This is a genomic window from Microcoleus sp. BM001215392 (assembly GCF_036700185.1).
GTDB lineage: Bacteria > Cyanobacteriota > Cyanobacteriia > Cyanobacteriales > Microcoleaceae > Microcoleus.
This window is the reverse complement of record NZ_JAUBOJ010000002.1, coordinates 15,667-37,288: the sequence shown is the minus strand read 5'-3', so window position 1 is coordinate 37,288 and position 21,622 is coordinate 15,667. Positions and strand designations below refer to the sequence as shown.

The following is a 21,622-nucleotide window of genomic DNA, read 5'->3' as shown; positions in this document are numbered from 1 at the left end:
TTCTGTTCAAAGAAGACTTACGGGAGAGCCCTTCAACTGTTGAAACAATCTGGCGAACCAAAGTCGCGATAGCTTCACTTCAGAATCCCGAGTGCCTTGACAAGCTGTTCCGGCTGCACTTCTAAATAGCGCTGGAGGCTCGACAAATTTTTGTGACCTGATATCTCCATAATTACCCGCAGTGGCACCCCAGCATTGCTCAAGTTCGTGAGTGCTGTCCGCCTCATCGAATGTGTGGAAGCTCCCTTAATTCTTACCCGTTTGCAAGCTTCTTTAAAAATCAAGTCTGCCTGAGAGCGTGTCAAAGGCTTCGTACCCTCTCGCCCAGGAAACAAAAAACCCGCATCTGGATTGTAAGCCAATAAAAACTTAGCCAACATGGGATGTAGCGGCAGCGTTCGCGTTGCTGACTTGCCCTTAGTTGTCGCTTTCCGCAGCGTCACCACACCGCCAACAATGTCCTGAGTTGTTAAAGCTAACGCCTCTGAAATACGACAGGCACAATAAAAAGTCACAGCAAACAAAAGCCTATCCCTTGCTGTAACAAAACCCCGGTCGAACAGCCTAGATATTTCGGCGGGCGTCAAAATCTTAGCACGCCCGTTGCCTTGAACCTTCACGGCGCAGCCCTCCAAAATGGAAGATCCCTTATTATTGGACGAAAGTGGGCTTTCGTCAAGTCTGCCGAAAAGCTTTTATCGCTTGATGGGCCACTTGCGGGGCGCTGCGCCTCCGATGCCGGAGCCCGCGCCCTTTATTGCAGTTAAATTGGCTTTTATTGCTACTCAACTGACTTAAATTCTCAGGAAAGTTGATAATTGGCAATGTGGCGATCGCGTCTATGAGGTCTCGGAAGGTAACAGGTTTAATTGCCGCCATAACAGTACGCTCAAATAGAAGTGGCGCTTGTAATAATTTGATTATACTATTTTTTGATTCACTTTGCAAGTTGTTTTGCTAGTTTTGTTCCCCTTTAATAAAAAATTAGGATTTGATTGGAAAATCGCTTATTCTGGTCAAAAGAACTGCCCAAGCCTTACGAAGGCTTGGGCATTGTTATAAGTTTCGGAGGGTAAACGAGTACGCTGGTTGGTTGAGAAACTTTTCGTTCGCTGCTAGGACACTGAACGCGCACTTTCACCTAGTTCGGAAGTAGCAGATGCTAGGGTATTTGCAATCACCGCTTTGGGAGCAAGCTTGAGGATGATAGGCATCACAATTAGGGGATAATTTTCCAGCCGATTTTTGATTTGAGCCTGCAACCATTCAATAGAGGAATCAGAGCCGTTAACTTTTTGCTTGAACCCCAGTTCTGGCGCAGCAGCTTTGATGGCGCTAGCAATTTTGCGAGCTTGCCTAATTGAAATCAGCGAAGTATTAACGGCAGGAAGTGAGGTTGTGCTTGCGCCTGAATGTGCGGCAAAATCAATTGGTTTTGCTGGTTTGTTTGGTGTTTTTTTGCCTGTGGTCTGATGGCGAGTGTGATGGGAGCTGGCTGGTTTCTCAATTTCAATTGTTGCTCCATTTACCTCGCTGTTGGCACTGTCAGATTGCGCTGTGGCTGTTGCCACATTTACTTCAGTTCGATTGTTTGTAAGTTCTTCCGATTGGACTGCTTCAGGCTCGTGCAGGAATGCTGAGGCTAAGCAAAAAAGGGTGGTAAAAAGGAAAGGCGGAAATAGTACATCGTTAATAGTTTCGATAGTCATCTGAACAAAAAACTCCCAATCAAATTTTTCGCGGTAAGCATTGCTAACCTTTTTTAGATTGCAACAGTTGACAACATGGTGCAGCATGGCTACACGGGCTGAAGAACCGGAGAATTAACTTCATCCTTTTGGATGATTAACTGAGGAGAAATCCACCTAATCTGATAATTTATTCAACGGTCCCGGCCTGCTATACAAGGATCTAAGCGGTTTCAGGAAAGCGAAAAGTTGTGTTTTCTTTCTTTGCTCACGCCTCGCGCGTGACGGGCGCCAATGCGAGGGGACAGTGGCGGGTGAGCATTCAGTCGTCACAATTAGCACTTTCTGCGGAGAGTGGTTTCAGTAGCTGACTTTTTTAGCTGCTCCGCGACGGTAGGCGCGGAGGTTAATCAAAAATTAATCGGACATTACCGATTTTACGGAGTGGTGCGTCCGTGAGAAAGGCAATGGAAAATTTTCCATCATCGACAAGCTGACAGGAGGCGCGCGATCGCGCGGCCTTCCATCCCACAGAAATGGAGTTCAACTTGGACAGTCACGTTGTCTAACACGATCCGCAAATTGCCTGTAGGCGTCATTATTCCGTTTTTCGGCTTTAGTCGTTACGGGGAACTCGCCTCACTTTCGCCCAGGGTTGGGCGTTCGGTCAGTTCAACAGTGGGGCAAGGTTGGTCAGCAGGTGTTGTGGAAGTCTGCGGCTCGATGGGTAGAATAGCGGGATTGGGCAGAAGATGGGGGCTATCGCTCACTGTGGTAGCCTCCTTGTCACTATTGCCTCGGACGCTAGACGCGCCTGGAGGTGCTAGTTCCGTAGTGCCAATGCGGTCGGGCGGTGCAGTCGGTTTTGGCACGCGATCGCCGTATAGCGGGTCGCTATCCAAGTCTGAATCGTCACCTGGATCTAACTCACCCTTCCATTCGCTGTTGGTATCGTCACTTGGATCTAACTCACCCTTCCATTCACTATTGGCATCGTCTCCTTCACCGCCTAACTCGTCGGAAATTCCGACTTCGTTCCGACCATTTTCCGACAGATTTTCATCGCCTACAATTGGCTTTGGCTCAACCTCTGAAACCTCATCAATGTCAGAATTCCGACAATTCCGACACATTTGAGCAGGCGGCGAATCCTCTTCTATTTCTGATTCGCTCACCGTCGGCATTGCAGTAGCAGGCGGCGAATCCTTTTCTATTTTCAATTCGCTCACCGTCGGCACTGCGGTAGCAGGTGGCCACTCCTCTTCTATTTTCAATTCGCTTGCTGTCGGCGCTGCGGTAACAAGTGGCGAATCCTCTTCTATTTCTAATTCGCTCGCTGTCGGCATCGCAGTAGCAGCTTCCGATACCGAGGCGCACATGGATGATGCCGGACTCACCCATTCATCTTGTAAATTGCCGGAGCGCCGCGCTGGAGTGTCGGAATTGCCGGAATAGCGCGTTAAATGGGGTTCAACGTTAACCCTGGCAAGCGCTTGGGCCATTTCTGGAATGCCGGAACTTTTGCCGGAATCTGTCGGAATTCCGACGCGGGTTTTAGATAATGGAAGCGCTCGAATGCGGAGGTCTTTTCCCTTGCCAGAGAGAAGTGCATACCCGTTTTCTGTGAGAACGGCGAAGTTGGAGCGAATTTCAGCTAATGTGGGTTTGCGCTTGCACCGCTTGAAGACGCTGTTCTGGATTTGAGCGGCTGAAACCTCCTCCCCCTTCCGCAGGGCATAGGTGTAAATTAAGGAGAGATGGGCTCCGGCCGAATCGGAGGCGTGGTTATTCGTTTGCAAGATGCGGAATTGCCCGATGCTGAACTTAGCCGCCGCGATCGCCCGCTCTAAGGTATCGAGGCCGACGCGCAGCGAATCTGGCTTTTCTTCGTATTTCAATTCGATGCAGTGCAGCAGGAGGGCTAACCTCAAAGTTTGAGACAGCATTTTGCCCAAATAGGCATAAAATGCTGGGTCTTCAAATTCCACTGCTTGTTGGTTGCGCCTGACTTCTTCCCACCACCGCTTCCACCGCACATGAGCCTCGGCCGTAAATGACAGCAGAACGGGGGACAATTCTCCACCTTCACTCGCGACAGACAACCCCGCTAGCTCTCGGAGATCGCCGTGGAGCGATCGCAGGTGGTCGTACAATTCTTGCAATTCCCCGGAGATTGCAACTTGCGAGTCTGACCAAACTGCAAAGTTATCAGGAGTTGACGGCACCGCTATTAAAAAGCGGCTGATTAGCCCGTCGCCGTCGTCGGGGTCGCTAAACAATTGTTGGACTTTGGATAATTGAGTAGCCCCTGTCAAATTCAAGCACAAATCTTTAAGTTCAAAGGCATCTTTATCGTCAGCCCGTTCAAATTCAATATCAGCAGGCGAGTTCCACATTTGTAGCAGGATTTGCCGAGTATCTCCCCCCTTGTCTTTATACTGATCCAGCTTCAACAACCGCACCAATTCGTCGAAAACCCAAGTGCCGCCACTCCTGACCGGGAGTTCGCTCATCCGCCGCAGAACGCCTTCGGGACTTCCTGCTTCAATAAGTTGCTTGGGTACAGGGGGAGGCATTGAAGCTTTAAAGACTGCGGGATTTGACAAGCTATTTTTGAGTTTTTCTTTCTCTTGAGTAGATTTTTGTTGCCACGCTTCTTCTAGTTTTTCTAGCTGTTTTTCGAGCTGTCGATATGCGGATTTGGCTTGCTTGTAACGCTGTTTGATACTGCCAAAAACGGCTCGCATTGTCTGGCTTTTGCCAGCCGAAGCTAAAGCAACTACCATTGTCCAGAAGATAGGATACTCTACCCAACTGTCGGCTATTGTTGCACCTTCTTTGCCAATCATTCCAATATGCCCCCCCATTTGGCTACCGCAAGCGGAGAGGAGGTACTGGTAAATGTAAATGGGGTCGATGCGGTCAGAAGCGGCTTTAGTCAAAATTGCTTGGGCTAGAGGAGCGGGCAAAATTTGAGCGATGTCTAGTTGCTGTTGGCGGTAATTGAGGATTTTTTTGAGTTTTTGAACTTCTTGTGCGTGAGTTTCTCCATAGCTAATATGAGTTTCTACTTCGGTGGCTAAATCTTTTACTCCTTTCAAAGGAAACCTTTCACGGGCGGATAGTTCAATTAAAGCGGCTGTCTGTTGGGGCGGGTTGATTTCACTGTTAATAATGGCATTGACGCGATTGTACAAGTAGTGATCGCTGTTGGATCTGTTGACACCGGAGCCGTTAGAAGAGGAACCAGGATTAGGTTCGATACCGCCCGTGCGATCGCCCTCTTCAGAGTTTTGGTTAGCAAGATTTAGTTCGCTCGTATTGCTAATGTCTTGGGAATTTTGAGTTGCTTTCTGCTGTCCATTTTTTTGACTGTCGGCTGCACTGTGCCCCTTAAATGGTGAAGTCCACCCATCCTGTTGAGCCCAGTACGCTAGCGTGCCGATGCCCACCCCACTGCTTTTGAAACTCCTCCATTTTTTGTCGCATTCTCCCGGCTTGTATTTGGGGGATTGGCGGCTCCACTTGTCCCATTCATAGAGGAGAGAATCATCGATGGAGTTGAGAACCATTCCCACGCCGCACCATTCGTCGTAGTTATCGGCGCGGGCCGGAGACAGAGCGGCTAGGTAGGACAGCGCCCAATCAATATCAGTCCACTCCGGTTCTGGACGGTGAGTGCGGTGTAGGTGTCGCCGGCGGGGGGCGGGAGCGGTAGAATTGGCTTCAGCTTCTTCTAGAGCTTTTTCTAGAGGGAGGAGTTCAGAATTTTCTGATTCCCCCAGCGGTTCGGCCAGCATTTGTTCAATGATCCACTGCGGGGCTAATGCCACGCTCGTTTCATCGGGAGCGCAGCCTTTGAGCCAGACGTACTCGCCAGTAGTCGGGTGGACGCTGTTCGGCAGGCAAGATTGCAACCCCGCCCAGCGGAGTTCGAGCTGTTCGCCTTTGCCGTCGTCTCCGATAGCGTCTGTGGGGAATTTTTTGGTGCGGATAGCTCCGGCGTATTGTTCTGGGACTAGGAATAGGTATTGGCAGCGGCCGGGCCGATTGGAGGTAAATGCGACGGTGTGGGGTAATTCTTCGCCATCGGACAGTTCAAGGATTTTCGCTCTAGCACTAGCTCCGTCTTGGTCTACTGCCATTAAATAGTAGGTGCTCCCGTTGGCAGCGATCGCAGTTCCAGTGATCAGCCCATATCCTTTGGGGTAGCAGCGGTATTGAGTGCCGTCGGCTCTATCTACCATTTGGCCAAGAGTTACAGCTTCTTTCATTTGGGCGGGACTGAGCGGTTTTTGCTGCCAGCCCGTGCCTTGAGGGACTTTCTTGCCGTCGAGCAAGCAGAGTTGCCAGTCTTGAGGAATCCGGGATAAGCCTTGAAAAAGACGAATATTTAGATCGCTAGCGGATGAGTTGTTAGGCATGGAAAGCTCCTACACTAAAGGGTTTGCGGGAGCCGGAGTTTCAAGCAAAAAGGGTTTAGATGTTAGAGTTACCAGAACATATCTGTTGATTCAGAGCTTCTGATTTGGTATTATTGAAGGACTAACACTAAAATTTTTGGCTCCCAAAGGGGCTAAAAATTTCGGCAAGGACTAACTCTAAAATTTTTGGCTCCCAAAAGGGCTAAAAATTCCGGCTCTGAAAAGGGTTAAAAGCTTCAACTCCAAAAAGGGTTAAAAGCTCCGGCTCTGAGAAGGGTTAAAAACTCCAGCTCTGAGAAGGGTTAAAAGCTCCGGCTATGACTATGACTAGGATCGGTGGTCATAACTGTCAAAAGACCCCGGTTATTTGATTTGTAAGAAGCGTTCTGGTTAAAGAAAAACGTTCAGAATGGGGATTCTAAGGTTGTTTTTCTGACTAACTGTTCGCTTTGAGTCATCCAACAGCCTCACTTGCGACTCGGCTAGAGTTTAGAGTGAGGCAATATTTTTATCAGAAAGGGTATACTCTCAGAAAAGCCAATTATTGGCTTGTATTAGAGTGATGGTCATAAGGTTGACCGTAAACTATTCTATAGCCGACCATAAATTTGATCAAGTAAAGATTTGTTAAAGTCAGGTTGAGGCTTCACCCTCAGTTACTTCTACACCCAGGGCAATCGCATCTAATTTAGGCTTGACGAAATACCTTAAATGTGTAGTTACTTCAAACGAGGGATTTGCGACGGCCGTTAGATAAGTTATCCTGGTATAATGTAGGCCGTCTAATCACCTCTGTCGTTACTCCTTGGCTAGTGGGAAACTGGAATGTCAGCAAAAGTAGAAGAAAATGTAGTAGCAGATAGTCAAATCCACAAACGTCTCGGTCAGTTAATAACGGCGTTGGTGGAAGATGAGCGCGTGGGTAGCTCTAGGGAGTTAGGGAGACTGACTGGAATTGCATTCAACACGCTAGCTAACTGGTGCGATGGAAAAGCCGATCCAAGGCTGCAAAAGTTAATGCAGTTTACCTATGCAATAGGTTGGTCGATGACAGAGTTGATGCAGTTTGTAGAAGGAGATGAAGACCCCCACGAGGCGATCGCTCGTAAAAAAAAAGCACAACAGCAGAAGTACCGTCAAGCGTCTTAACAACAGAAAAAGATCCATTTATTCAATATTTCAATGCCACGCTAACTGCCGAACAAATTCAAAAGCGCAACTTATTTTTACAGCGTATTAAAGCTGATTTATTACCGGATATAACATCCCGCAAAAGGCTTTATGTCTTGTTAATAGACAGCATGGCAGTTAAGGGTATTTCAGAATTAGATATCTTTGAAAAAACTTCTATTTCAGAAAAATTACTATCGAAGATTCGGAATCTCGACATGGAATTTCAGTTCGGTCGTTCCTACTTAGAACAGTTAGCGCCCTATCTTTTTCAAGTGGAGGATTGGGAAGAGTTAAGACCTGTTTTTAAGGTGCCATACATCTCTTATCAGGGGTGGGTTGATAATCTGATTGAAGACTTACAAGTGGCTGAACCCCTATCTATAGCTATAGCTTCAATGAGGTAGTTCCTAAAAAATGACCGATAAATTTGAGATGGTCAAGTAGGAACTGAGGTCAAACTTAGAGTAAAATAACCAAGTTTTGTGTTGCTGAATTGAGGTAGGGTTTAGCAATCGCGTGCGGTGAGTAATGCTCGATAGGAATAATTAATTGAATATGGAACGGGAACATCATTTCAGCCAGGCCCAAAATTCATACATTTGAGCATCTCAGCAAGCATCTTGTCCTTGTAGTTCAAGATTGCCTGATTGATTATATGCAACGTGAATTTTATTTTCAACATATTCAAGAGGCACGTCTTGGAGAACCCATGCAGTTTCACTCTTACGAACTGTTAGCAGAAACAGGGAGCTATGGCATCCAACTTAATAAGCGTTTGAGTACGGATGCCAATAGAATTGTACAGTGTCTCGGTCTACAAACCAGTCCAAGAGTAGAGCTTGAGGCAATGTTAAGGCAGATAGAAAATAAGTTACCGCAAAGCACTTTGTTGTCTGTAGGGCTGCCATTACCAGTTTCTACACATGAAGACGTTACCGATGACAGCTAACGTTCTCGATCGACACTTCGGACAGTTTTAGAGTGTCAACCATAGAATGCGGGTTTTAGCCCGAGTTCAAAGCAAAACTACCAACAAAAAATCAAGGATTTCAGGCTTTGAGCTAAAAGCTGTCCGGACTATTGCTTGATACGAAGTTGAAATTTTTGGTTGAGCAAACGGATTTAATTTCCTAGAGTTCGAGTTAAAGGGAGAGCTTTTGAGATGGCGTTTTTGGAATTTCATACAAAGGTTCGCGGCTCAACCCTAACTGCCCTAGTGAAATAACAACAGACATTGATAGATTAGTTTTCTCAGCAGCTTTAGCAATAGCTGTGCCATTTCGAGCTAGAGCAATGAACTCTCGAACTTTGAAGACAACGGGGTCATTGGGAGGTGTGTAACCTCGAAGGATGGCAATGTCTAATCCCCCTTCGATGTCCCTGAGCGCCGCCGTTCGATTGTCTGCTAAAGTTACGCTTGGCTCCTGCCCGGGTACTACCGTAGAGATGGCAATGCCATTATTAGTAGGTTGCCCGTCCCGGTGAACGACATTGAAAGTATAAAGGCGTTCAATTCCTTCAGGAGAGCGAGTTTTAACAAACAGGTTAGTAATGTTGGCTGTTGTAGCGCCAGGAAATTGTAAGGGTTGAATCGGTTGGACAAATATGGTTCTAGCTTGGTTAGTTTTTAATTCAGCATCAGTGTTAAAGACAGCCCTGGACGGATCTGCCAACCGGATGTACATAATGACTTCACCAGTCTGGCTAAAGTCAATAACGCTGGAACGGCCAGACCATACTTGAAGGTTGGTAGTTGCATTTGTTGCTGCATCTCTTCCTACAATTTTTATGGCCGATGTTTGAGCTTGCCCAATATTGACATTGCTGAATGCAGTGGCAATTAGTAAGGCAGGAGAAAGTAAAGCCAGACGAATTTTCCGAGTGAGTTTTTTCACGGTTACATTACCTCCAAGATTTTTGTATAAAGCCCGGTCTGAGTAAGCCGAGTCATGGAAAGAGGAAGTCCAAGAAGTGATTCTTGGAATCTCCGTTCTTTTAGGGCGGGGAAGATGTCAATTCCGTTATCTCTGCACTGTGACAAAGGCATTGACGAATACTGAAACTTGAGTTCCTTCTGGTACGATCGCCACGTTGCCTCGCTTCAAAATTTCTTGCGCGTCGCGATCCGCTCTTTCTCGCAGCCGTTGGGCAGTAGGTGTAAAGAATCCCTCTAAAGCGGCTGCTAGGATGTTGGGTTCACGCGAGGTTGTTGTTTTAACAGCCGTACTTCCAAAAAAGCCGCTCTGCTGGCTGAAAGTCTCTTGGGCGGGTCGATTAATTATTTCTCCTACCCGCCCCAAGCTGCCGAGAATTCCCACTAAAATATCAGCCTTGGCTATTTCAGAACCTCTGTCAAATAAACTGTCGGCAATGAGAGGTTGGTTATCGATTCCGCGAACGATTAAGTATCCGGGAGGAATGGGTACTTGTTGGATGCGGCCAGCAGAATCGGGGTAAACAAGCGCCACCACGCTTTGAGAAACCAGCCGATTTCCGCGCGTGACATTTTCTACTTGAGTAATTAAGACGGTGCCAGACGGCAAGGCGATCGCCCCGTCAGTCGCCATCACGTCCTCGGTCAATTGGACGGCAAACCTTCCGGCTGTTGGGCTTTGACCTGCTTCGTCCCAAATCATCGGCACGATTACCTTGGCAAGAGCAGATGAGCCGATGGGTATCTCTCTCATTGCTGTGCTGCCTTCACTGTTTTCGCCGGCGGTCATGCGGTTGAGGATTCCAGCTTCTCCAGGGCTCATGACCTTGGTGTTTACAGCCGAGCCAGGAGCTCCAATTGCGATCGCGGGTATCTCTTGCATTGGTGCAGCCGATTGTGGGCTTTTTGGCGAACTGACTAGCACTGGCTGCGGGTTTTGAGAAATCGGCGGCACCGGCTGCTGTTGGGACAATGGTACCGGTGCTGCTACTGGCGCAATTGCTACTGCACTGGGCGGTGGTGCCGGTACTGGCATTGCGGGTGGCACGGCAGGGTAGTTTGCCGCTGTCATCCCCGGCGCGATTGCGCTAGGAAAAGTTGCGGAACCGGCAGAAATACCTTCAGCATTTAGCTCTTTAACTGCTTGACCTCTGCTTTGCCCCAGAGAAGCTAATTGCGCCCAGCGCTCGTAAGGGTCTACTTTTTCTGGTGAAGGCGACCGGGGTGGTGGCGCAGGTCGAAGTGCCAGCAGTGCGGGTGGCGGCACAGGGCGCGGTAATGGCGTCGGACGAGGGCGAGGCGGGGGCGGTGCAGGCGGCTGTGCAGGGCGCGGTAATGGCGGCTGTGGAGGAGGAATGGTCTGTACAGTCCTTGGCGGTGGCGGATTAAAGTTTTGAACCTGCCTTGGGGTTTGAGACCTTCTAGCGGCTGGTGCAGGTTTTGGTGCAGGCGTCGGTTTGGAAGCAGGGGTCGATCGATTTTTAGGTTCAGGCGGCTGAACTTCTAGCGCCCGCTGCTGATCTTGAAATGCCAGCCGGCTTTTTAGTTCTCCTGACTCGTCTTTAGAAACTTGAGTCGGTTTAGGGTTCGGCGTCTTTGCCTGTTGGCGGACAGGTTTAGGAGCAAAGAACACAAACCAAAAGAATCCCAAGATGCCGAGAACTGCGCCAGTACCCATTAATACTGAAAACGTCCGAACTTCGGGCTTCTCAGAAACAGAGCGGGTTTCTGCTCCTTCGCTGTCCTGTTTAATTCTGTGCTCGGAGGCCAATAATTCATCGGCGTCTCCGTCATGCCCTGCCAATTCTCTTTCCTCCTCACGGCTCAACTTTTTGCCATTGCTGCTAGGGCCATTAGGAGCGTTAGCTGCCTGAAAACCGTTAGAACTGTTGGAAAAGTTATTGGCTGCATTAGAGGAGTTGTTGCCATTAAAACTGTTGGAAAAGTTATTGGCTGCATTAGAGGAGTTGTTGCCATTAAAAGGGTGGCTAGTTGTGCTGCTAGGCGGCGTACTGTAGGAACTTTCTTCAATTTCATCGGGTTCGCCATCAAATTCGCGCCAATTTTGAAGTTCTTTTTCGTTCATGTTTTTACCTGCTATTAATTGGGTTTAAATTCGGTAATTTTGTTGATTTCTAAGCCCGCCGAGCGAAGCTCATAAACTTTTTGTTCAAAAGCTGAGGCTTGGCTACCTAGCGGCGGGGTTTGGATTTCTACAGCTTTGATTCGGAAAGTGCGATTGAAAGGAATTCTTTCATCGATTCCTGACGTGCGATCGACGAGCAACCGGGTAGCAATCATGTCAATTTCCCATTCGCCCGGACGGACTTCTCTGGGTTCGGATAAAAAAGAAATGATGACAGTTGCTCGCAATTGACCTGTAAAAACTTTATTGGGGACGAGTTCAGCTATGTCAGGGAGAGAAGCTTTGCCAAAATTTGGTTCTAGGAGTAACGAAGCAAAATAACTGCTGGTAGGAACTCGTTTGGAATTGACTTTAATTCCTGAATCTGTATCGTTAGTTCCTGGTATTTTATTGTCCCAGTTGAAGGTTAACTCTGCCCAATTTTTGACAAAATTTTGGATAACTGAGGGATACCGAAAAAACCGATCTCGTTCCGCTACATAGTAAGTTTGACCGTTGATTAGCTGGACTTGTGTTGTCTTCATAGCAGCTACCGAGTTGATTCGGTACGCGACGAACAGGTGCAGAATTAGGGAGAGGATATTCACTCCAGTTAAGATGAGGAAGCACAATGCCAGTAGATTTTTAGCTTCTGGCAACAATGCAGTTTGTGAAAATCTTTGTAGTTTCATAAAATCTTTCGGTAATTAGTGACATCACTTAAATCCTTTGTTCATTGCCAAATTAGCGGCTGCTCCTATAGCGTTGCTCAAAACATCGATGAGTTGTTTGGCATTGCTAGCGATGCCGCTGTACAGGGCAATTCCTCCTCCGCCGGCGATTAATAGAGCTAATCCGGGTGCGAAAATGCTGATTAAAAAGAGAAAGGCAACATCGCTAGCTAATTCGGCTCCAGAATTGACTAGCACGGTGGCTGCCAATCCGACGACGATGTTATATCCAAGTTGGACGCCAAATAAACTCAGAAATCCAGTTGCCCAAGCCCAAATCGGTCGGCCCTGCAAGGGAAGCAGCGACAGCCCCATCGCGATCGGCGAAAAGAGTGCTGTTAGTAAGAGCGCTGCTTCAAGGATGTTGACAAACGCCCACTGGATGCTATATAGAATGAATCGGATGATTGGCACTGCTTTTTCTCTAAACACTGAACCGGGGTCAGTTATAAAAGTCGCGGCATCTTGAGCAGCGCCGGGCAAGCTATTATTCCAGAGGATTTCAGCAAAAGCCCGCAGCGCTTGCAGAGGGGCTGAGCCGGCGGCTTGCCTTTCAGCTTCGCTAACAATTTTCTGAGCAGCTTCTTGCTTGGAATTCCAGCAAGTAACCAGTTCTTCTCCTACTTTATTTCGGCATTCGCCGTAGAGATTTTCTAGTTGTTGCCGGCCGATGTTGCTGATAGTGACGTTGGCGATCGCGTCCCTAAATGTCATTTCTCCTAGTTGCGCTTCGAGGACACCTTGGACTTGCCTGTAAGCAAAGCTCCTGGTAAAAATGACGGTATTTGCTAGCAATTTGCCGTTAGCGCCGAGGAACAGCATGATGACGAGCGGCCAGACGAACAGTGCTGCCAGTTCTGACCATGACTGCTTTTCGATAATGTCTTTCCCGCTGCTTAGAGTTAAGAAGAGGATGCTGACGGCTGCTAGGGTGATGCCGAGCGATACTAGACCGACCCACAGCCCAGAAGCGATCGGGTCAATCGTGCTAATCCAAACTTTATCCCAAGATTCTGAGGTCGTCTTAGCCAGGTTAATTGACTCGCTAACGATGTCCAAGGATGACCCTTCTGCACCACTTGTCGGTGATGTAATTTGTGCTAGAAATTCTCTCATTTGTTTCTAGGGAAAAACTTCAACTTTGTATTCAACAACACGGTCAGTCTGCACGCAAACTAGGCAATAGTCGTCGGTGATATCTGCTTGCTCCCCAACTTTGGCTTCAAGCCAGCCGTGTTAGAAGCGCTAGACAAACTTTTTCAGAGCGATATATAGCGATTCTCAGATAAATGAGGTATACAGAAACCCTGTATTGTCAAGCTTTCCAGGTCAAAATTCGTACCTCACCTTTTTGAGAAAGGCTATAGTCAACAGCTACACTCAATTTGTGTTGTCAAAATCTTTGCTAAGCCAAGAGACGATCGCGGATTCAATTTAACTGCTCGAAGCTTAATCGGGAGCGGCGAACCTGTTAGTTGAAATCGGGGTTGTGCTGCTGCCACTCGGTTTTCCCAAGTAGCCGCCGCCGGGGAGCATCAGCATTCCCGCCTGATAGCTGGCTTGGTTTCCAGACGCAGTGCTGCCTCGGCGATCGCCCGTGTTGATCGCGGATATTTCCTTAGCAGCTTGCGACAGCAGCACGTTATTAATGGCCCGATCTGTGCGAGCTTGCTGAGCTTCCTGTAAATTTCGCATCTGGACTTGTGCGCCCAATGCGGTCTGCTGCGAGAGGTTTTGGAGAATTTGTTGAGTAACGTCGAGGCTCTGCGATTCTTCGCCCAATTGGACGTTTTGTTCGGTATCTTGTCGAGTTGCTTCTAATACTTGGAAGCTGTTATTTTGAGCTTCTTTGCTGAGGGTTGCTCCGTCAGCTATGCCGATAGCGGCGCTGCGCTGAGCTTGAGCGTCTAAGTCAGACATGATGGTATATGAACCTTTGCCGTCTAATTTGCTCGACTTAGTTTCGAGTAAATCAGACAGTTTCGTTCCTTCTGTCTGGGATGTTGGAGCTTTAATAATTTGGCTGCTGACTTGGCTCAAATCAGGAATTTCGATAGCTCCGAGAGAAGAGGAAAGGAGTTCGTTTAAAGAGCCAAATAGCTCGTTTTGCACGAAACCTTGGATGTCGCCGATAAAATCGTTGACTTGTTTGAAAACATCTTCAATGGGAGCTAAGAAACTTCCTGCAGTTGGGGCTGGATATCTCACAGCCGATTCTTGTGTACTTGGGATGAAAGCGTTTGGGGTTGGAGCTTTCACAGCCGTTTCTTGTGTACCGGGCACGAAAGGAGGAGTTGCTTGAGCTAAACTTGGCCTGACTTGAACGATTAATTCCAAGCTGGCTAACAGAGAAACTGCTGCGAGTTTTGTAGCAGGTTGCTGTATCAATTGAAGTCGGTATTTCATGGGAGTTATTTTGGTAGTTTTGCAAAAAATTGAGAATTGTTGCTGTGAAAGTCGGATGCCATTTTTTGCTGAGCATTGGCAGCTATGGTAGTAATTTCTAAATTTTGACCAATGTGGTCAAAGCCTTTTCCTTCTTTCACTGCTGCAATGTATTCTTGGGTGAAATGCTTTAGTCCTTGAAGTTGCCCTTTGAGGGTAGGAGGGTATTGAGCCATGATGCGATCTCGGGCTTCTTTTTCATTTTGATTGTTAGCAACTGATGCCAACATCATCTCTCCGGGGTAGAATCGCGATCGCCAAAATCTTCCTCCTTTCTCAATCAGCCAGCACGAGTAGAGGTCAGCAGCTCTTGGCAGAAAAGATTCCGTTGCATTTGAACTGATAATTTGCGGATCGTACCCCAAATATTTGTGAGCGGCTGCCACCCCAGAATTGGTTATTCTTCCGGTAATTCGGTAGACCATATTTTGCAGAATTTGTGCTCCTGCGGAACATTCACAGATAGCATCAAAATCTTGGCTCAATAGCAAGACAGCTATGCCATCTTTTCTGCCAGTGGCGCAGAGTTCGCCGACAACTGATGCAAAACCATCTTTTTTGAGTAGGACGCTCAATTCGTCTCCAATAAATAAGCTTTTGGGGTGAGAAAGAGCGTTGCGGATGCAAGCAGCATGGGCGTTAATTGCCATTAAATAGGCATCTTGTTCGTTAGACAGTCCCGATAGGGCAAAGAACTTAACAGCAGGTTCCGGCGAAAACGTGCTGGGCTGACCGATCGCTTTTCCCAAGCGGGATGTTAGCAAAGCATTTCCTTGGCTGAGGATTTGATTGATGGCTAGCCTATCCAGTTCTTCAAACGATTTGAGGTTGAGCCTTTCTTTGCTGCAAAACCTCAGCAAATCTTGGAGAGTTGGCATTTGCTGCCATTCGGGAGATTGCCACCCTCTTTCAAATGCCTTGTTGTAGCGAGCGATGATTTCTGGATCTCTAAGGTACATATCGAGCATTCGCAGGATAATTGAATCTACCCGCTGGGCTAAGTGGGGATTGTGAATTTTGCCCATTGCGATCGCCACCAGAGCTTTGCGGATAAATTCTTTCCAAGATTCCATCCGCCGCTCTCTTTCAGCTTTGTCGAACTTGCGGAGGTCTGGCGGTTCTACTAAATTGCTAGATCCTTGACTGATGTCGTAATATGCGCCTTGGTCGCCCAAAAGTTCGATCGCGGTTTTGAAGGTACTGTTACCCCCGCTGCTGATGTCCATCCCGACAACAGGGATATTATTCGCCAGAGCTTCAACGGTAAAACGCCACCCCAAAACGCTCTTGCCTGAACCAGAGGAGCCAGTAATTAAAGCGCGGCTAATCTGGCTGTAGAACAAGTCAATAAAAATTGGCTTTCCGCCTCGATGGGTAATAAATTCAACTCCTTTTTTATCCAAATCGCGGGGAACTGTTAGTGGCAGAATTCCAGCAGCAGTTTCAGTGTCGAGAGTGAGGCGGCGTTCGCTCAAAAATGAACCGCTATGCAGCAACCATTTCCAAGTAATGGGCAGGCATTGCAGCCAAATATCCCAGGCAACGTTCCGCTCGCGGATGACTTTCGCAGTTCCAAAACTATTAGAGAGTACGTTACAGGCTTGGCTTAATTCTTCCGCAGTGTTCCTGTACACTAAAAAGGCAACGGCTGCATTGAGGGGTACGGCTCCTTGGTAAAGTCGGCGCTGGGCGTCGAAAGATTCCTCCTGTTTAATTTCAGCGCCAATATCGCGCCCTTGCCCTTTAGTTATAGCTCTGCTACTAGCGGCTTTTGCTCCTTTCGCTTGTCGGGCCAAGTTATCATTAATTACAAGGGAATTTCCGGCGCTAATTTCTACAATAGCTTCTGTATCGCGGACGTAGCTTGAGGACATCACCTCCCAAATCCATTTCAATTGCTGGCGGGTATTAATCCAGCCTGCGGGCGCGTCATACATTGTCAGAACAGCGCATTCTTTCCCCTTTCCCGTCAGATAGACGCGGTTGTGGCTCTTGCGGTGTTCGGGGCAGGAGGATACGCCATTCGTTCCTTCAATCAAAACTGTAGAAATGTGTTTTTCAGTCGTCTTAATTTCACTGAGCTGATAGCCAGAAGGCGTTTCTTCAAGTTTAACAACTTGAGGGATTTGCGGTGGTTTACTGCTGTTAAATCGCTGCCACAGCCACTCCCAAAGTTCAGATGAATTCATGGGACTAATTTCGAGTCCCATTTTGGTATTCAGGAGAATTTCCCAGCGGAGGAATCCTTGTTCAAAAGAGTTGAGTAGCAGTTTCGTGTAAAATTGCTCTCTGTAAATTCGCGTGTTACCCGCAATGGTTTCCACAATCGAATCGCACAATTTTTTGACCCCATCAATGGCTTGGCCAATGAAATCCCTGGAGATGGTTTCGCCTTCGTTATCGGCCGTCCAAGTACAGAAAGCAATTTGCTCCCATACCTGCCTGGTACCTTGATGAGTTTGTTGGCGGAGGCGGTACTGTTCATTTCGGAGCAGTACAGATACGGGTTGGAGTTCAGCGGTGTCAGCCAATTGCTCTAACTCTTTTTGCCTCGCAGCATCACTGCTGTAACAGCCGGCGCAGAAAGTAATTTTTTCACTGGGTGGGATGTCTTTCATTCCTTCTTCAAGAGAAGCTGCAAATGCCGACACTTCGTTCCTAAACAGTAGGTTGTGAAGCCCTCGGAGGCGGAATCCAAATACCAGTTGGTAGTTAGTCCCGTTATTGAGGAGCATCCCAGACACTTGCCTGCCATCTTTTTCAATTTCCACCAAACAGCAGAGGTTAATTTCATTTTGGAAAGGCATAAATTTGCTCCTTCCACCATATTGATTGGGTACAATTTTGGGCTTCAATTTGACTCGCATTTGCGAATCGTAAGGCTTGCCTTGGATGCTAGGAGGGCGCAGGGAAGAGATGGGAGAAATATAGAAGCTGTCGCCGTTGCACCACTCATCTCCGGGGGGCTTGCGGAACTTGTCAGTAAAAAGGTGGGGTTGATTTCCTGTTAGGAGCCACCAGCTTACAATCAGCCAAAGCGAGACAGTGAAGAACCAACCCAGTCCCAGGCTAAATAGACCCATCGTTAAGATGTATGCAATGGCGGTCAAGAAGCACCAAGGTAGAATTTGATTGGCTGGAATAAACCCGATACTTGCTTGTTTGCCCAGGATTTTATTGACTCTGATAAAGTCTTTTTCTGGATCTTGCAAAGCCATTGGTGACTCCTTTTTCTTAGTTCCAAAAGGTCAGACTTGTAATCACTCCCAGCGGAGGAAGGTTGGGAACCAAGCCGGCTGTAGTACCGCTGCCGTCGCCGACGAACAAGAACGTTATTACGTCTATGGCAATCACAATGCCGAAGGCGAGGGCAATTTGGGTGACAATTGGACGCCAATCATTGCCTTGTTGCGCTTGGTTGTAAGCGAATAAAGCTGCGGCGGCTACTAGCAAGAGAAATACGCCTCGAATGGCATTGAAAATTAAAACGATCGTTGATTCGTCAATGGCTGTTCCTCCTCCTGCTGCTCCAGCTTCGCTTGCTAGATTGGTCATAAACGCTTGGAGACCGCTTAGAAAAATGGCTTGTGCTGGGGTCTGAAAGTTATTCAGGAACATTGTTACTGTTATGACAGCGACAGCTAAATGCCAGAAGCGAATTTTGCTGCCCAGCAGTTTTTCGAGGATGGGAACGCTGCGGGTAATTTGCCATAGTCCGAAGAACACCAGAGATGCACAGCTAAATACGCTGACAAATAAGGGCTGGACAAGAGTTAGATAAATGGCTGCAATTAGGCAAATTGCAATGAAGGCTAAATCGGCGTTATTGAGCTTGAATTTACGCATGAATGTGCTAAAATGGCTGCGGCGCTTGTGGGTAATGCCTAGGTTAGTAACCCTTGCGCGATCGTTATGAGAGCGGTAGTTGTTGTTCAAGTAATCGTTTTGCATTGAATTTTTCCTCAAAGTGGTTTAAGCTTGCAATTCGTTGCGGTCTTCTCGCGACTGTTCTTTGCGTCCTGGCGAGGTATAGTTGTAGTCTTTAGATGCTTGAGAATCTCTAAATTGAGTTTTTTGTGGCTCTGGGGAGCCGACTACAGCTTCCATTTCTTCAACAGCAATGTGGCACTGCCGAACCTCTGGTGGCTTTCCTTTGACCAGAACGGCATCGAACACTTGTGCGTCACCTTGGCGGGGGTCAGTTCCTATCAGTTGTTTTGACCCGTCAGGCAGATCCAGTATTTCAAATTCGTATTTGACTGCCCCGGTCGTGCCGTCTTCGCGACGCGATTCTTTCCAAGGAAACACTGGATCTTTTTCCCCGCTAAAGCGTTTGGGGAAGGTGTCCTGAAACTTTTCAACTAAAGCCTGGGCAGTTGCTAGCTTGTTGTATTCTTCTTCCGACTGAGGCAATTTGAAAATGGCTTCTCTTTCTTCGGGAGTTAGTTTGTCCCGATCCGGCTCAAATTTCCAGCGAGATCCATTCTTGGTCCCCGAAAAAATTTCGGTATTATCGCTGCCTTTGACGACAACTTTAACTTCGTTGTTTTCAGCAGTTACATTCAAGCTGCCGCCACCATCAAAAGCAATTCCCGATCGGGGAGACTGCCCCGTAGCAAAAGCATAATTGACTAAGCAATCTGCTACAGTTTCTCGTTGCTGCTGTACTTTTGTTTGAGCTACCATTTTACTAAGAAGATCCTCTGGTTCGCTTTCCTCCTTGTCGATACTGTTAGGTGCAGTAACTGTGGGCTGAACTTTTTGACGAGTTTCTGGCACTTGTGAATTAGGATTAAATTCTGATTCAACAGGCATCTGAACGGTCATTTTATGTTCCAGTTTGTCAACGATACTTTCAAGGCGATCCAACCTTTTTGAGAGGTTGCCTAAATAGTCTTGAATTTGGTCTAACTGTTCGCTGATGCTGGTATCTTTATCGAGCTGTAGAGGCGTAGATTTCTGGGAGTTTGGGTTGAGCTTGCTCTCTAGCTCGCCAATCTTTTCGCTAATTTGAGCTGCCTTGGTTTCGGGATTGCTGATTTTAATTCCCTTGGTGGCCTTGGCTTCAATGTCGCGATCGCTTCTCTGAGGCTGGCTCGTTTCCAATTCCTCTGGTTCAGTTGCAGCAGGCGGTTCTAATACCTGCTTAGCCCGTTCAGCAAGTTTTTCAGTGCGTGTATCTATCGCCTCTATGCCGGAAATGACATCAGCGTGTTTAGCACGAGTCGCAACTCGGTCGGCGCGATCGTTTAATGAGTCAATTTGTTCGAGAATTTTTTCGAGTTTTTCTGCCTGTTCCTTTTCCCTCGCTCGTTCAATGTAATCAATTAGATCCCCAATACTCTTGGCTCCAAGTAGACCCATTAAAGAGGCAGTTTGGACGGTTAAGCCACTTACGGTTAATCCGTTAATTTCGCTTCCCATAGAAGCGACACTTGCTCCTTGGCGTTCGGTTTCTTTTAAAACAGTTTCAAGGGTGTCGAGTAAGGGATATTTTGCTTCGGGCTGTTCAGCCACTTTTTGCTGGATTTGTCCGTTATTATTCTGATTTAGAACGCTGCGATTTTTAGCTATCTTGCCCAATACACCATTGGGGATAGGAGCATCCTCATCATCAGAAAGTAGTTCTTCAATATTATCTTCTTCCTCCTTTTTTTGCGTTCTGCTGGTAGCATTTTTAGAAGCTACTGACTTTCCTAGCTGCCGTTTAGACTGCGATGATTTGCGAGTTTGCGTATTTTGGCTGGGAATGTCTGCATCTTCTTCTAGATCGCTTAAATCATCCTCCAATTCATCATCTAGTTCTTCATCAAATTCTTCGGAAATGCTGTCTTCCTCTAATTCATCACTGGCCTCCAGCCCGATTAAGTCCATAATTTGGGATGGAGTATAGTAATTGTTATTGTCTTTGGTTTCAACGTCAGCTTGTTTCAAATTTTTAACTAAATAGACACCGCTAGTTCTCTGGCTGGGGTCTTTAGTTAAATAGAAAACAAAGCCAGACACCTCACTTCCTTTTCCTTCAGTAACTAAATCCATGCTGACACTAGCTTTGTGATTGCCAGATTCATTGATTCTGTCGGGTCGTTTGTTGAAGGATTCAACGAAGTTTTTGAAATCTTCCCAGTCCTCAATGCCACCTTCTTCTTGGATTGTTTCTATGGCAGCATCAAGGGTTTCCTGAATGTGTTCCAGTTTTTTGACGTGTTTTGGATCTGTGGCTGTTAGGACAGACCAAGTACGCTTTGGGGCAGAAAATTGTCTTTTGGAGTTTGGCTTAGTTGAGAGTTTTGCAGCCATCTTTTCTCACCTCCTACGAGGAAATTAGATGCGATTGTTAGGTTCGATATTGAACTTTCAGCAGTGCTTTAGATTGTCAAACAGGACTATTGGCTAGTTGCGCGATTGTTTGATTGGGTATTTGTTCGCGGGTTTCGCTCAAAAGTTCTGTTCTGACTTTCCCTCTTAGTTCTTGGTGATACTCGCCTAGCATTCTGCTGAATTCTTGCAGAACTTCTAGGCTTTGTTTGGGTAAATGTCCTGCTTTTACTGCTGTCTCTACACCCCTGGTCATTTGGCAAATGTGCGTGCTCATTTTTCGCAGTTGGGCACAAGTTCCTTCATTGATAGCGGGGACTGTGCGGCCAAGGCTAAAAGCGCGTTTACGCAAGTAGTCAGACAGGCTTTTTTCACCTGCTTCTGCGGCACGTTTCACTAAATCTGCCTTTTCAAAGGTGGTTAGACGCACTCGGACGACTTCAGTCTTTCCATTCGGTTTTGAAAGTTGGTTTTTGGGGAGAGTTGCAGTTGTAAGCACATCAATTCTCTAGGGTTAACTAATGGTTTATTACGGCTAAGTTGAACAGCAAGGGATTAGGTTTGAGCGGTGATTCATCCATTGCTTTCATTGATTCAATTGTCAGCAATTCTGTTGGAGATGAGCCTGTTTCTTTCGGTTTATGTTTTGTTCGGTCACAAGTCGCATTAGTGAGAAGCTAGCAGAGTAGTTTTTATCATCCAGATGGCTGATTCGAGGGTGGATACTGTTGTCTGGATTGCTTGTAGCTTTTGTTTTAAGCCTGTAAATTGCATCATTGTTGAGC

The 21,622-nt window shown here is 47.1% G+C and carries 15 protein-coding genes; 3 read left to right on the top strand and 12 right to left on the bottom strand.

Features of this window, described 5'->3' with window-relative positions; all coding sequences use genetic code 11:
• Positions 1-74: 74 nt before the first annotated feature.
• The 3 genes from QT974_RS00480 to QT974_RS00470 all read right to left on the bottom strand — a co-directional run bounded on the left by QT974_RS00480 (position 75) and on the right by QT974_RS00470 (position 6,112).
• Complete coding sequence (locus QT974_RS00480; RefSeq protein ID WP_015211723.1) at positions 75-620, bottom strand: tyrosine-type recombinase/integrase; 546 nt, start codon at positions 618-620, stop codon at positions 75-77.
• A gap of 495 nt (positions 621-1,115) precedes the next feature.
• Positions 1,116-1,709: a hypothetical protein gene (locus tag QT974_RS00475; RefSeq protein ID WP_333466586.1), complete on the bottom strand. Its 594-nt coding sequence runs from the start codon at positions 1,707-1,709 to the stop codon at positions 1,116-1,118.
• 602 nt (positions 1,710-2,311) lie between these two features.
• Complete coding sequence (locus tag QT974_RS00470) at positions 2,312-6,112, bottom strand: DUF3987 domain-containing protein (RefSeq protein WP_333466585.1); 3,801 nt, start codon at positions 6,110-6,112, stop codon at positions 2,312-2,314.
• A gap of 825 nt (positions 6,113-6,937) precedes the next feature.
• Between QT974_RS00470 and QT974_RS00465 the strand changes: the two genes are divergently transcribed.
• From QT974_RS00465 to QT974_RS00455, 3 genes are all read left to right on the top strand, one after another.
• Entirely contained in the window at positions 6,938-7,261 is a 324-nt protein-coding gene (locus QT974_RS00465; protein WP_332955153.1) for a helix-turn-helix domain-containing protein, read from the top strand.
• 152 nt (positions 7,262-7,413) lie between these two features.
• Complete coding sequence (locus QT974_RS00460; RefSeq protein ID WP_333466584.1) at positions 7,414-7,689, top strand: lipase; 276 nt, start codon at positions 7,414-7,416, stop codon at positions 7,687-7,689.
• 305 nt (positions 7,690-7,994) lie between these two features.
• The gene (locus tag QT974_RS00455; protein WP_333466583.1) at positions 7,995-8,234 is read left to right on the top strand and encodes a hypothetical protein; all 240 of its coding nucleotides are present in this window, start codon (positions 7,995-7,997) and stop codon (positions 8,232-8,234) included.
• A 193-nt stretch (positions 8,235-8,427) separates the two neighbouring features.
• Here the strand turns inward: QT974_RS00455 and QT974_RS00450 are convergent, their stop codons facing one another.
• The 9 genes from QT974_RS00450 to QT974_RS00410 form a co-directional block, all read right to left on the bottom strand.
• The gene (locus QT974_RS00450; RefSeq protein ID WP_333466582.1) at positions 8,428-9,180 is read right to left on the bottom strand and encodes a hypothetical protein; all 753 of its coding nucleotides are present in this window, start codon (positions 9,178-9,180) and stop codon (positions 8,428-8,430) included.
• A gap of 126 nt (positions 9,181-9,306) precedes the next feature.
• A complete protein-coding gene (locus QT974_RS00445) occupies positions 9,307-11,304 on the bottom strand; it encodes a hypothetical protein (protein WP_333466581.1) in 1,998 nt (665 codons plus the stop codon).
• Positions 11,305-11,318: 14 nt separating this feature from the next.
• The gene (locus tag QT974_RS00440) at positions 11,319-12,035 is read right to left on the bottom strand and encodes a hypothetical protein (protein ID WP_333466580.1); all 717 of its coding nucleotides are present in this window, start codon (positions 12,033-12,035) and stop codon (positions 11,319-11,321) included.
• A 24-nt stretch (positions 12,036-12,059) separates the two neighbouring features.
• Positions 12,060-13,190 (bottom strand): hypothetical protein, encoded by a 1,131-nt coding sequence (locus QT974_RS00435; RefSeq protein ID WP_333229200.1) that lies wholly within the window; start codon positions 13,188-13,190, stop codon positions 12,060-12,062.
• A 333-nt stretch (positions 13,191-13,523) separates the two neighbouring features.
• Positions 13,524-14,480 (bottom strand): hypothetical protein, encoded by a 957-nt coding sequence (locus QT974_RS00430; protein WP_333466579.1) that lies wholly within the window; start codon positions 14,478-14,480, stop codon positions 13,524-13,526.
• 5 nt (positions 14,481-14,485) lie between these two features.
• Positions 14,486-17,737 (bottom strand): hypothetical protein, encoded by a 3,252-nt coding sequence (locus QT974_RS00425; protein ID WP_333466578.1) that lies wholly within the window; start codon positions 17,735-17,737, stop codon positions 14,486-14,488.
• A 16-nt stretch (positions 17,738-17,753) separates the two neighbouring features.
• The gene (locus QT974_RS00420) at positions 17,754-18,470 is read right to left on the bottom strand and encodes a hypothetical protein (RefSeq protein ID WP_333323151.1); all 717 of its coding nucleotides are present in this window, start codon (positions 18,468-18,470) and stop codon (positions 17,754-17,756) included.
• 21 nt (positions 18,471-18,491) lie between these two features.
• The gene (locus QT974_RS00415; protein WP_333466577.1) at positions 18,492-20,819 is read right to left on the bottom strand and encodes a hypothetical protein; all 2,328 of its coding nucleotides are present in this window, start codon (positions 20,817-20,819) and stop codon (positions 18,492-18,494) included.
• A 76-nt stretch (positions 20,820-20,895) separates the two neighbouring features.
• Complete coding sequence (locus QT974_RS00410) at positions 20,896-21,336, bottom strand: plasmid mobilization protein (RefSeq protein WP_333466576.1); 441 nt, start codon at positions 21,334-21,336, stop codon at positions 20,896-20,898.
• Positions 21,337-21,622 lie beyond the last annotated feature (286 nt).